Origin of the sequence: Vibrio chagasii, from assembly GCF_002954585.1 — a bacterium.
Classification (GTDB): domain Bacteria; phylum Pseudomonadota; class Gammaproteobacteria; order Enterobacterales; family Vibrionaceae; genus Vibrio; species Vibrio chagasii_A.
Genome location: NZ_MSCI01000002.1, coordinates 1437216 through 1449286, shown reverse-complemented (window position 1 = coordinate 1449286; position 12071 = coordinate 1437216). Strand labels below are relative to the sequence as shown.

11 protein-coding genes are annotated in these 12071 nt (G+C 43.5%); 10 read left to right on the top strand and 1 reads right to left on the bottom strand.

Annotation, left to right across the window (positions count from 1 at the left end):
- The first annotated feature begins 9 nt into the window (after positions 1–9).
- The 6 genes from BTO10_RS14780 (at position 10) to BTO10_RS14755 (ending at position 5085) form a co-directional block, all read left to right on the top strand.
- A complete protein-coding gene (locus BTO10_RS14780; protein WP_105025027.1) occupies positions 10–747 on the top strand; it encodes a tetratricopeptide repeat protein in 738 nt (245 codons plus the stop codon).
- A complete protein-coding gene (locus BTO10_RS14775) occupies positions 734–1216 on the top strand; it encodes a TadE/TadG family type IV pilus assembly protein (RefSeq protein WP_105025026.1) in 483 nt (160 codons plus the stop codon). Before BTO10_RS14780 ends, BTO10_RS14775 begins: the two co-directional genes overlap by 14 nt.
- On the top strand, positions 1206–1763 hold the full coding sequence (gene tadF / locus BTO10_RS14770) for a tight adherence pilus pseudopilin TadF (RefSeq protein WP_004739654.1): 558 nt from the start codon (positions 1206–1208) through the stop codon (positions 1761–1763). The genes BTO10_RS14775 and tadF overlap by 11 nt, the downstream gene beginning before the upstream one ends.
- A 4-nt stretch (positions 1764–1767) precedes the next feature.
- The gene (locus tag BTO10_RS14765; protein ID WP_105025025.1) at positions 1768–3306 is read left to right on the top strand and encodes a TadE/TadG family type IV pilus assembly protein; all 1539 of its coding nucleotides are present in this window, start codon (positions 1768–1770) and stop codon (positions 3304–3306) included.
- A gap of 8 nt (positions 3307–3314) precedes the next feature.
- Entirely contained in the window at positions 3315–3953 is a 639-nt protein-coding gene (locus BTO10_RS14760; RefSeq protein ID WP_105025024.1) for an OmpA family protein, read from the top strand.
- 190 nt (positions 3954–4143) lie between these two features.
- The gene (locus tag BTO10_RS14755; protein ID WP_105025023.1) at positions 4144–5085 is read left to right on the top strand and encodes a sensor domain-containing diguanylate cyclase; all 942 of its coding nucleotides are present in this window, start codon (positions 4144–4146) and stop codon (positions 5083–5085) included.
- A 75-nt stretch (positions 5086–5160) separates the two neighbouring features.
- On the opposite strand, the gene BTO10_RS14750 is transcribed toward BTO10_RS14755, so the two are convergent.
- Positions 5161–6420, bottom strand: a complete 1260-nt coding sequence (locus tag BTO10_RS14750) for an adenylosuccinate synthase (RefSeq protein WP_105025022.1) — start codon at positions 6418–6420, stop codon at positions 5161–5163.
- Positions 6421–7128: 708 nt separating this feature from the next.
- Between BTO10_RS14750 and BTO10_RS14745 the strand changes: the two genes are divergently transcribed.
- From BTO10_RS14745 to BTO10_RS14730, 4 genes are all read left to right on the top strand, one after another.
- Positions 7129–8046, top strand: a complete 918-nt coding sequence (locus BTO10_RS14745; protein ID WP_105025021.1) for a LysR family transcriptional regulator — start codon at positions 7129–7131, stop codon at positions 8044–8046.
- A gap of 222 nt (positions 8047–8268) precedes the next feature.
- Positions 8269–9243, top strand: coding sequence for a CDF family Co(II)/Ni(II) efflux transporter DmeF (dmeF, locus tag BTO10_RS14740; RefSeq protein ID WP_105025020.1), 975 nt, complete (start codon positions 8269–8271; stop codon positions 9241–9243).
- The gene (locus tag BTO10_RS14735) at positions 9221–9637 is read left to right on the top strand and encodes a MarR family winged helix-turn-helix transcriptional regulator (protein ID WP_063523660.1); all 417 of its coding nucleotides are present in this window, start codon (positions 9221–9223) and stop codon (positions 9635–9637) included. Before dmeF ends, BTO10_RS14735 begins: the two co-directional genes overlap by 23 nt.
- Positions 9638–10201: 564 nt before the next feature.
- Positions 10202–11911, top strand: coding sequence for a methyl-accepting chemotaxis protein (locus BTO10_RS14730; protein ID WP_105025601.1), 1710 nt, complete (start codon positions 10202–10204; stop codon positions 11909–11911).
- Positions 11912–12071 lie beyond the last annotated feature (160 nt).

The following is a 12071-nucleotide window of genomic DNA, read 5'->3' as shown; positions in this document are numbered from 1 at the left end:
GGTAAACGAATGAATAGAAAACGTATTTTCTTTATGATGTTAACACTAAGTCTTTTAGCAGGGTGCCAAACGACACCTTCCGAACAAGACCAACCACGTGCTGATGTCACCAACATGGAGAAGGTGAAAAACTATGTTGGGCTAATTCACCACTATAAAGCCGAGCTAGAACAAGGTTCTCAAGATCCTGCGGTCAAAGAGAAACTGGCCTGGGCGTACTTTCATAAAGGTGACATCGAATCGGCAGATTTCTACGTTCAACACCTTCAACAAGAGGGTGTCGAAAATCCGAATTTGTACCAATTAGAAGGCCAAGTGTTCGACGCAAAAAACGATATTGAGAGTGCGATTTCTGCCTATGTCGCTTCTATTGAGGCAGGAAATAAAACGGGTCAAATTCATGTATTACTCGGCGTGTCATACACAAAGCTGGGTCAGTATGAGAAAGCGTATCAAGAGCTCAATCTTGCTCGCTTACGTGGCTATGATGATATTGTGGTGAAGAATAATATTGCGATGATTCAAATGGCCAATGGTGAGTATCAACAGGCGATTGAAACCTTAGCGCCAGTACTAAAGGAAGACCCTGCTAACAAGATTGTAAAAGCTAACTTAGCGATAGCATTGATGAAAACTCAGCAGGTCGAGTCGGCTCAAAAACTACTCAAAGGTGAATTTTCTGCGCGAGAAATACAAGACATTTCAGCTGAACTAACTCAACCGGGAGTTACTGATGGTGCGTCTTAGTAGGCAGACTGGAGTGACGGCTATCGAGTTTGTGTTTGGGGCGCTGGTTTTGTTCTTCGCTACCTTTGCGATCTTTGAATCGAGTTACCAAATCTACGTCGTCAACATGACGGAGTATTCCCTTAGAGAAACCATCAGGAACACCAAGATCTATGAAGGTAAGGGGGGCAACGAGCAGTACGAGAAGAAGTTTAAAGACTTGATCGAAGATGGTGACAATCTATGGAGCTTCTTAATCGATACCTCAAGGTTTTCTATCGAAGGTCAGTATTTCAAAACCTACGATGATTTCGTGGCGAATAGAGGACATTCAAAACAAGACTTGAACTTCAACTATGACCTAGCCGAGATCACTGTGACATACCGATACACTCCAATCATTAAATTGGCCGGTGCGGCTGATAGAGATATTTCACGCACCATGGTTTTGAACTTAGAGCATGAAGGGTGGAAAGATGATGAGTTGTAAGCAACACGCCTGTTCTGCGTCTCGTCAACAGGGCTCATTTACCGTTGAATTGCTGTTTATCTTTGTCGCGCTGTGGGGTGTTTATCTTTTTGCTGCTGATTTGAGTTATCAACTGCTCACGCGAGCAAAACTCGATAGATCAAGCTTTGCTTTGGTGAACGTTATCAAAGAGCGCACTCGTTATTTTGAAGCGGATGTACTCGCGGGACAAAACCTATCTGTCACTAATCACGAGTTGCAAGATATGACGAAGGTAGCCAGTCGAATGCTCAACACACCCGTAGACAATGTGGCAATCAAGATAGAGTCACTGACAAATAAAAGTAGTGTTGCTGAATTTACTAGCAGCAAGTTCAGAAGCTTAAATTGCGACACCGATTCGATTGTTGACCACGCTGAATTAGCACCGGTTGATAAAGGCGTTGTTTATCCCTTGTATCGGGTAAGCCTTTGCGAAGAAGAAAGTTCTTGGTTCAAGCCTTTCTTTAATGGTGGCACCAGTACTTCCGTTAAGATCGCTTCGTCTTCAATTATGCCAGGGAGGTAACGAAATGAAAATGCAGCATGCCAGCCTCCGATGCCAAGAAGGGGTAGCAGCAGTATGGATGGGCCTATTACTTGTTCCTATTATGGGCGTGACTTTCTGGGCCGTCGAAGGGACTCGTTATGTGCAAGAAACCAGTCGACTCAGAGATTCCGCAGAGGCAGCAGCGATAGCGGTGACCATCGAAGATCAACCCGACCTAGCTCGTAATCTAGCGACTCAATATGTCGAGAACTACGTTAGGGATATTAAATCCACTAATCTTACTGCTCAAAGATTTTACCAAGCAGAAGATGAAGGAGCCGGTATTCTTGAATATATACAGTACACGGTTAATGCAAAGACGACTCACGACTCTTGGTTCGCGAGCAGCTTTATTCCCTCGTTTGATGAGCAACAAGATCTCGCGGGCCGTTCATTAGCACGAAAGTACCCGGTATATCTTGGCGATAACAACATCGATATCGTATTCGTGTCGGACTTTTCCGGTTCAATGAATGACCGGTGGGGCTCAAGTCGACACATAAAAATAGACGATTTGAAAACAGCTATCGACCAAATATCAAGCAAGATCCTGTGTACTAGAACTAAACAAGACTATGTCGATGGTGAGTGGAAAGAGGTGTGTGATGAACCCGGTGAAGACACGACTGGAGATAAGCTACTTAACCGAGTTGGTTTTGTGCCTTTTAACGTTCGAACAAGAGAAATCGCCTCAGGAGGCAGAGCGAATGCAACCAGCCAGCTGAGTTACAAAGATAACTACAAGCCTTCAGTGTCACCTTATTCGTACAATAATGTTAACTGGGATTACTGGCGTACCTATTCGAAGCATCAGGTGCTTAATTGCGCTCGTTGGCAGTTATTTTGTTCAAATCCAAAATCGGATAATCAAAAGTATGCCAAACGCATAAAGAATGTCATCAATGCAGATGGATACGCCGTTGCCGATGTTTATAACTATGTAGATTTACCGAAATCAGTGTCTACGATGTTCACGGACAAGTCGGGATTGCAGCCTAATTTCTACGGTGTAAGTGGAGCAAAGCTATTCAACGCTCATGGATCTTCAAATTCCTCCCAGTTTAAAAACATTCGGTTATCGAACAGGCTGTCTGATTTGAACCCTATTAACAGTATGTGGGCTGATGGGAATACCGCGGCTTTTCAAGGCATATTGAGAGGGGCCCAGATTCTCAATGATGGTGATCCAAACAGCTTTGATGACGAGGAGCAGCAAGCGTATAACAATAAAATTAAGATGTTGCTCATTTTGAGTGACGGTCAGGAAAGCCCCAATAATGGGATTCTAAAAGGGCTAGTCGACAGAGGTATGTGTAACAAAGCAAGAGAGGAGATACCGGGCTTGTACATAGGGGTCATTGGTATCGATTTTCGAGCCTCTCAGCAAAGTGGTTTCCAGGACTGTGTTGTTGATCCGAATGAAGACATTATCGACGTATCTAACCTAGATGAATTGATTGAAAAAATAGAAGAACTCATCCGTAAAGGCTCGAAAGCAAGCGGAATCACTAAGTTGTATTAGAGGAAATTATGAAAAAGTTAATGATAGGTTCCATTGTCCTGTCGGCATTGCAATTTAGCTCTACTGCTTATGCGGAACAAGGTGTCAGCGTTTATTGCGACACGGCATTCAGTGAATACCAACATAGCGTTTGGGTTGATGATGTCGTGGGTATTGCTCAGCATAGACAGGGCGTTCTACAGGTCGAGCAGCAATCTGATAGTAGTGAATTGAAGCAAGCCTTAGCCAGTCAGTCCAGCATGGGTATGAATCAATCAGGATGTAAGACTTGGATTAGTAACCAAGAGCGTCGCGGGCTATTGGCTCGTCTTCACTTTGGGGTTGATCAACACAATTTAACACCAATGGGTAGCAAAGCCTTAACTCAATTAGCTAGCGAATTGCAGGCTAGTGGCAACTCGGTCACTGTTGATGGGCACACAGACAGCACTGGTGATGAAGGCTACAACCAAGCTTTGGGTTTACAAAGAGCACTCACTACTTCGAATGCTTTGGTTGCTGATGGTGTAGAGAAGAATCGCTTGGTTATTCGTTCTTTTGGTGAAAGTAAGCCTATCGCTTCTAATGAAACGAGTGGAGGGCGAGCAAAGAACAGACGAGCCGAGATCTGGACGTCGATGGATGATGCCACAGAACGAGTAAACTAAGAGCATATCTTAGCGTTCAACCCAATATAAATAGTTAATGGAGTCAGTGGCTTGTGATGTGGCTAAGAAAAAGTCTTAGCCATCAATCTGTCGGAACCCCACTCAATATTATCGTGCATAGAATTTTTGTTATAACGGATGCTAATGAATATTCAATCAAATTTAACTATCTGATACTAAGAAATAATTGATGCTATTTGACAGAGTCTCTTCTGAAGGGATGGAACAAAATATAGACGTAGATACTTGGATATCTATATTGGACAACATATGCGACATTATGGACGCATCGAATGCGGGGATCATCACGATCTCCGATTTTACTCGTTTGGGTTTTGAGAGCATTTTATGTTCTTCAACCAAACTATGCGAGCAGCACAAAAGTAAGATCAGTTGTTTTTGTGAGTATGTATACAAAGAGAACCGCACGGTTTATTTGAGTGGATGTTCTTGTGGTGAGGCAACCGTTGAGAAGGAACCTGACGACTATAAATCATTTTGTGGCATCCCGATCAGCGGCTCGGATGGAGAAGTGTTTGCCATCCTGTTCGTGTTTGACTTGAGTCCAACCCAGTATACGGAAAGCCAAGTGAACCTGATTGAGAACATTTCAACCTTGCTACGCTCTGAAATCCTTTTGAAAGAAGAGAGCCGGATTTTATATAAAAACAGTCACTTCGATATCATGACGATGTTGCTCAATCGAAGGGGGTTCTTTCATGAGTTCAACAAAGCAAACATTGGTCATGGAGAGATCGTTTGTCTCTATTTTGACTTGGATAATTTAAAGTACATCAATGATACTTACGGGCACTTTAAAGGCGACGATTACATTTCTGGCTTTGCTTCGTGCATCAGAAATAACATCAAATACAACACAATACCGGCGAGAGTGGGTGGTGATGAGTTCATTGTTGTTATTCATTCAGAAGAGCGCGGATACGCTTGTGAATTGGTTAGAAAAATTCGCGCAGATTTTCATGAGTTCATTGAAGGGTTTCGTGGTGATGATGATGTTTCACTAGGGTTTTCTTACGGGTGCGGAACCTCTGATTCTCAAAGTTTGAACATCATAAACTTAATCAAGTCTGCAGACGAAAACATGTACCGCAACAAGAAAAACAAATTGTAGGTTATACCGCTTTCATATGCCGATAACAGGTACGAAAAAGCCCACCAGTGTGGGCTTTTTGCTTATTCGATTTGTCTAAGCTCGAATGATCATTTGGTCTCGTTCTGGACCAACCGATACCATTACAATTGGCACGCCCATCAGTTCTTCAATGCGAGTAACATAATCCTGTGCAGCTTGAGGAAGGCTTTCAAAAGTGCGACAACCCGTGATGTCTTCATCCCAACCCGCCATGTCTTCATAAACTGGCTTCAGCTCAGCCGTTTGTGGCCAAATTGGGTTTTCGGTGTGCTCACCTGCGTATGCAGTACAGATCTTCAACTCAGCCAAACCAGACAGGCAATCAATCTTAGTTAGAGCGATTTCTGTCGCTGCTTGCAATTCAACACCGTTGCGCGTTGCTACAGCATCAAAGTAACCCATATCACGTGGACGACCGGTTGTAGCACCGTATTCGTTAGAGCTCTCACGGAAGCTATCTTGTTCTTCCATTGCTGTAACCAGGGTACCTGTACCAACAGACGAGCTGAATGCCTTAGCCACTGCAATAACGCGCTCTGGTCGAAGGGCAGGTAAGCCACTACCAATACCCGCGTAAGCTGCAGTTACATTTGATGATGTTGTCCAAGGGTATTCACCGTAAACCAAGTCGCGACCTGCACCGAGTTGAGCTTCAAACAGTAGGTTTGCGTCTTGTGCTTGAAGTGCCTTAAGAGGCTGAGTCACGTTACAAATGAACGGGCGCCAAGCTTTCGTCACTTCAAGTAGCCATTCAGTCATTTCTGAAGCGGTCTGCGTAAAGTCACATCGAGGATAAAGGGCTTTTAGTTGAGGCATTTTCCAATCAAGCATGAATTGAATGCGCTGCTCTAGAACCTCTGGTTGATTTAGCCAACCCACAAGGATGCCTTTCTTCATCACGCGATCGCCGTATGCTGGCGCAATGCCTTGACGAGTCGAACCGTAAGCAGCATCACCTAAGCGTTCTTCTTCAAGCGTATCTTCGAGTGCGTGCAGTGGTAGGCACAGTGTAGCGCGATCAGAAATAGCAAGTTTAACGTCAACATTTGCTGCTTGAACTTCTGCGATCTCTTCGCTTAATGCAGCAGGGCTAATCACCATGCCAGGGCCAAGTACAGCCGTACAGTCAGGGTTAAAAATACCGCTAGGAAGTTGGTGCAGTTTGAATGTACCGAAGTCGTTAACTACGGTATGGCCTGCATTGTTTCCGCCTTGAAAACGAATGCTTGCAGATGCTTCTGCTGCTAAAAAATCGACGATGCGGCCTTTGCCTTCATCACCCCAGTTTGCACCCACAACAACGATAGATGGCATAAGTTTATCTCCTGACTGATTGAGAAATCATGTTAGTGCTGCATTGTGGATAAGAGAAATTAATTATCTTTATTATCTTGATAAGGATTCCATATAACTCTAAAGTCTTAAGCACAAGCGAGATTCCCTATCACGTTCGTTCCTCACTGTAGGGAATGACGAAGTGGGGGCCCTTGTAGTCAAGAGTGACAGTCGTAATGTTGAATTGATTCTTAGGCGTCATTCCAGAACCGAGGGACGAGGTATCAGGAATCTCAAACCACAATCGAGATTCCCTATCACGTTCGCTACTCATTGTAGGGAACGACGGAATGGGCGGCCTTGTATTCAAGAGACGGTTGTAATGTTGAATTGATTCTTAGGCGTCATTCCAGAACCGAGGAACGAGGTATCAGGAATCTCAAACCACAAGCGAGATCCCTTATCACGTTCGTTCCTCACTGTAGGGAATGACGGACCAGGTGGATTGTGAATATAGAGAGTCACGCGTTTGTAGTTCTTTGCTTTGGAAGTGATGAACCGAACGTTCACTCGATTTGTTAGCGTCATTCCAGAACCGAGGAACGAGGTATCAGGAACCTCAAACCACAAGCGAGATCCCTTATTACTTTCGTTCCTTGTCGTAGGGGATGACGGAGCAGCGGGACTGTGAAATAGAGAGTGACGCGTTTTTAGTGCCGAACAATTGGAAGTAATACAAGAGAGAAGATGATGCTTGATATCAATTTGTTGAACACGTTTGTGACGTTAGCCGAACACAAACATTTCGGTAAGGCGGCCAACGCTCTGCATATGACGCAGCCAAATGTGAGCTTACATCTAAAGCAACTCGAACAGCTAACACGTATCAAGCTAATAGAAAGAAGCCCATTTCAGCTAACTCAAGCGGGCGAAAGGTTGTTAGAAACCAGCAAAAGAACCTTGCTTGAGTTACAGGTATGTCAGGCTGATCTTAATGCGATTAATGATCTCAAGATTGGCACGTTGACCATTGCGGTTAGTGACATTATCTCTCGATTTCTATTGATTCGTCCTTTCCAGAAATTTAAAGCACAGTACCCGGGCATCGATCTCACCTTGCTTAACACCACCTCATCTCAAGCATCCAGTTTGGTAAAGAATGCCAAGGCAGACCTTGGTTTTGTAATTGCGAAAGAGCAGCATAATGAATCGCTCTATTTTACTAAGCTGCAAGAACTATCATGGTGTGCTCTGGGAGATGGTTTAGATACGCAAGACTCTGACAATTTGAAGGATAATGACCCTCAGAATGATGAAGTCGAGCCTGAACTGACCTTGATCCTACTTGGTCACGATACAAGAACTCGAGACTTTATCGACGAAGGGCTTCCCAGTCTGAAACTTCCTAATTACAGAGTGATGGAAGTTGGCAGTGTTGATGCACAAATTGACTGGGCTGAAGCTGGATTTGGCGTTGCCATCATTCCTGAGTTCGCTATATCAACCAAGCCACACTTAAAATCGAAAGTCACGCCACTACTAAACTTCTCTAGCACCAGTCTTGGTTACATTGTCAGGCAGAACCAGGTGTTATCGAAAGCCACAAAGCAACTATTGGGTTGGGTGAATGATGAGATTACATTACTTCAAAAAAGCGTTGACTAGCGTCTATAGAAAACTCCTATACCCAGCAATAACCGAACCTAAGCCCACTGTATGTGGGCTTTTTTGTCGCTGCCATATACGTCACAGGAAATACCGCATTGACAATGTTTGATTATCAAACTAAATTTAGCGATATTGATTTGATGATCAAACTACTTGTTCATCAAAGTAGTTTAACTGATCAGTGACATCAACTTTGAGCATAAGACTAAGGACACCATTTTGAGCTTTACAACCCATCACCAACACAACTTCACTTCACATAACAGCCAAGGTGAAAAGCGCACTTTCTATGTCCTTTTATTGACTATTACGACCATGTTTATCGAAATCATCGCAGGTACTGTTTATGGCTCGATGGCATTGCTGGCAGATGGTTGGCACATGGGGACACACGCAGCAGCGTTTGGCATCACTTTGTTTGCTTATCGCTATGCAAGAAAACATGCTGATAGCGCTCGTTTCTCTTTCGGTACAGGTAAAGTGAGTGTGTTAGGGGGCTACACCAGTGCTATTGCTTTAGGTATTGTGGCTCTGTTGATGCTGGTGGAATCGGTACATCGTTTGTTCAACCCTCAAGCCATTCACTTTAATGAAGCGATTATCGTCGCTTGTATTGGTCTTACGGTGAATGTCGTAAGCATGTTCTTGTTGGAAGACCACCATCACGACCATGATCATGGACACGGTCACGGGCATTCGCATAGTCACTCACATAGCCATGATGATACGCATCATCATAGTCACACTGAGCATCACCATGATCACAATCTACGCGCTGCATACATGCACGTTTTGGCGGATACGTTAACGTCATTGCTAGCGATTGTGGCGCTGTTGTTTGGTAAGTTTTATGGTTGGAACTGGTTAGATGCAGTGATGGGGATGGTCGGCGCGCTGGTCATTGCTAAGTGGACTATGAACCTTATGAAACAGACGAGCCCAATCTTGCTCGATGAAAATATCCACCAGGGATACCGTGATTCGGTAATCGAGACGCTATCGCCTTATGCTTCAGTGACAGATTTTCACATGTGGAAGGTGAGTGGCCATCATTATTCGGCAGCGATTACTCTTGAATCGATCAGTGATAAATCCGTTTCTGAATATAAACAAATGCTCGCCAAGTTTGATAAGATAAATCATCTTACTCTTGAAGTGCACTTAAACGGCCATGCAAAACATAGAACAGCTTAACCAAATATTGACTGAGTTCTACGACAAAATGTCTTCTTGGGAACAATCCGTTGTTAAAGAAACGGGTTACTCACTCGCACAGGTCCATACGATTGAAGTGTTGGGTATGCATGGCGCGTTGCGAATGAAAGAGCTTGCCGAAAAGCTTGGTATCACAACAGGCACACTTACTGTTCAAATTGAGAAGTTAGTTAAAGCAGAGTTGATTGAACGCCATCAACACCCAACCGATCGCCGAGCAATTGTGGTTGCTTTGACTGATGAAGGGCAAAAGATCCATGTTCACCATAACCAACTTCACCTAAATCTCGTCAATGAGCTAACCCAAGGCATAGAAGAACAAGATAAAGCGGTGCTATTGAAGTGCTTAACTAAAATGGTGAAAGCTTTTTAACACGTTGCAGGTTATCAGCTCCTATCCAAGGGTAGGACAATTTGTGTGTCACGAGGTGAATCTACAAAGCCGACAGTTGATGTCGGATTTTTGTTATTTAGTGAGCGGTTACGACGTTCATTGATTAGTGACTTATTTTTTTAAATGAAGCACTTATCACTTGGATCTCATCTAAACAAAAGGGTCGATTAGAAAATCCACAGACCCCTTTGTTTTAAAGGTGTTAGGGCTGTTTTTAACGTTTGTATCAAACATGAGAAACCTTTGTATCCCAATTTTAAAATCTTGCTAATGTACATCGTACTAATTTGTGTTATTGATAATTTTAACCTTAGTGGGTAATCTTATTTGCACTTTCAATGAATGTGCAATAGCGAGCTATAGAGGCAATACAGCCCCTGTAAAGCGCCCATTATTGGTAAAAAGATAAAAATAACGAAATAGCATGGGCAAGATAACACAGTTAAATGCCCAGCCTTAGATACCTAAATTTAGTAAAGACGAGTCACATCTATGGATATAAAGAAAAAGCTCTATTCATTGGGAATGTTTTCCATTTTCGGCATGATTTCATTGCTGTTTACCACCTCGCAATTCGCAGATACGACTGCTCAAATGAGCGAAGCTAAACAAATTACTAAAGAACTAGAGGTTCGCTTGCTTAACCTCCGCCGTAATGAGAAAGACTTCTTGTTGCGAAATGATATGAAGTACCTTGATAAGTTCGACGTAAACTACGACAAGTTTTTGGCTTCAGAATCACAGCTCAATGTTGTTCTGAACGATTTAGGTTTAGTAAACAGTACACACTTACGTGAAGACATCGAGGCTTACCATACGAGTTTTGTAGAGTTGGTCAAGGCGACGGAAGTCTATGGGCTGGCAAGAGACAAAGGCTTATTAGGACAGTTTCATGAAGTGCTAGATAGCATGAGTGCAACCGCAAGCCCAGAGCAAAAAGTTGAGCTCTATCTTTTTAATGACCTAATTGAAAAGGGTACCTTTGATCCTAGCATGCTTTCATCAAGTTCCAGTGCTTTGCTACAAACAGCAAAGCTGGTGGTCGAACAAAAACGACTGATTGGCTTGAAGCACAACGAGGGCCTGCTTGGTCAAGCGCGTGCAGGTTCTCACGTGATTGAAACTCAGTTTAAAGAGTTTTCAGCCGTACTGGACCAAGAAACTCAAAAGGAGATGGACAAACTATCACTGATCAACAACATCCTTTGCGTCACATTACTTGTGTCGATCATTTTGTTCAGCTGGTTAATTGTTCGCTCTATCATTGGCAAAATTGAATCACTGCTTTCGGTGATCCGCAATATTGTCGATTCCAACGATGTGTCTATTCGTTCACATCTTGATGGTAAAGACGAGTTAAGCACACTAGGTCAATACTTCAATCAGTTGCTTGATCAGCTTGAAGGCTTGATTTCGGCCTCTCAATCTAAGTCTCTACAACTGACTCAAAGTACTTCTAACATGCACGACGAGCTTGAGTCTGTAATCAAACAGTTTGAAGTTCAAGCTAACCACACCTCAACCATGACAACATCTGTTCAAGAAATGGTATTAACGATTGGTGAAATTTCAGAAAGCACCTCTGTTGCTGCAGAAGGCGTTCAACAAGCGAAAGTGAACGCAGACAAGGGGCGTGAAGTCGTGGTCGATACTATCAATAATATTACTCAGTTGTCTGAACGTCTATCAAGCAGTCAAGATTCAATCAGCTCACTGAACCATCATGTCGATCAAATCGGTGATGCGGTCAACATCATTCAAGGCATTGCTGAACAAACTAATCTACTAGCATTGAACGCTGCAATTGAAGCAGCACGTGCGGGTGAGCAAGGGCGTGGCTTTGCCGTTGTAGCAGATGAAGTACGCGCACTAGCAAGCAGAACACATCAGTCGACGACAGAAATAACCTCGGTGGTAAGTGCAATTCAAAGCCAGATGCAGGCGTCGATGACTGAAATTGGTGAGTGTAACCAGCAAGGTCAGCTAACGCTTAAAGATTCAGAAGAGCTGGATGCTAGTCTGCAGCTTATCTTAAGCGACATGCAGAGCATTCAAGGTAACTCTGAACGCATTGCGTCTGCAATAGAAGAGCAGGGTGCTGTGATGACACAAGTGAGTGACTCCATCACGGAACTCAATGCCATCTCACACGATAACAATGCCTCAGCACAGCACTGTTTAGTTGAAGTAGACAAAGTGGCAGAGCAAGCCCATGAGATGGATAAAGCAGTCGCACAGTTCAAAACGTCCTAATCAAGCACCAAAATAACTAAAACCAAAGGCGCAGACTATCTGCGCCTTCTTGTATTTGAAAGGTATGGACAGACACGAAGATAGAGGATTAAGAATAAGGCATTCCAAATCGGACTTAAGTATCTATGAAATAAGGTTAAAATAATCATCGCCTATTAAG

Coding starts and splice junctions, on each gene's coding strand:
- BTO10_RS14780 (WP_105025027.1), top strand. CDS start 10: ATGAATAGAAAACGTATTTTCTTTATGATGTTAACACTAAGTCTTTTA.
- BTO10_RS14775 (WP_105025026.1), top strand. CDS start 734: ATGGTGCGTCTTAGTAGGCAGACTGGAGTGACGGCTATCGAGTTTGTG.
- tadF (WP_004739654.1), top strand. CDS start 1,206: ATGAGTTGTAAGCAACACGCCTGTTCTGCGTCTCGTCAACAGGGCTCA.
- BTO10_RS14765 (WP_105025025.1), top strand. CDS start 1,768: ATGAAAATGCAGCATGCCAGCCTCCGATGCCAAGAAGGGGTAGCAGCA.
- BTO10_RS14760 (WP_105025024.1), top strand. CDS start 3,315: ATGAAAAAGTTAATGATAGGTTCCATTGTCCTGTCGGCATTGCAATTT.
- BTO10_RS14755 (WP_105025023.1), top strand. CDS start 4,144: ATGCTATTTGACAGAGTCTCTTCTGAAGGGATGGAACAAAATATAGAC.
- BTO10_RS14750 (WP_105025022.1), bottom strand. CDS start 6,420: ATGCCATCTATCGTTGTTGTGGGTGCAAACTGGGGTGATGAAGGCAAA.
- BTO10_RS14745 (WP_105025021.1), top strand. CDS start 7,129: ATGATGCTTGATATCAATTTGTTGAACACGTTTGTGACGTTAGCCGAA.
- BTO10_RS14735 (WP_063523660.1), top strand. CDS start 9,221: ATGCAAAACATAGAACAGCTTAACCAAATATTGACTGAGTTCTACGAC.
- BTO10_RS14730 (WP_105025601.1), top strand. CDS start 10,202: ATGATTTCATTGCTGTTTACCACCTCGCAATTCGCAGATACGACTGCT.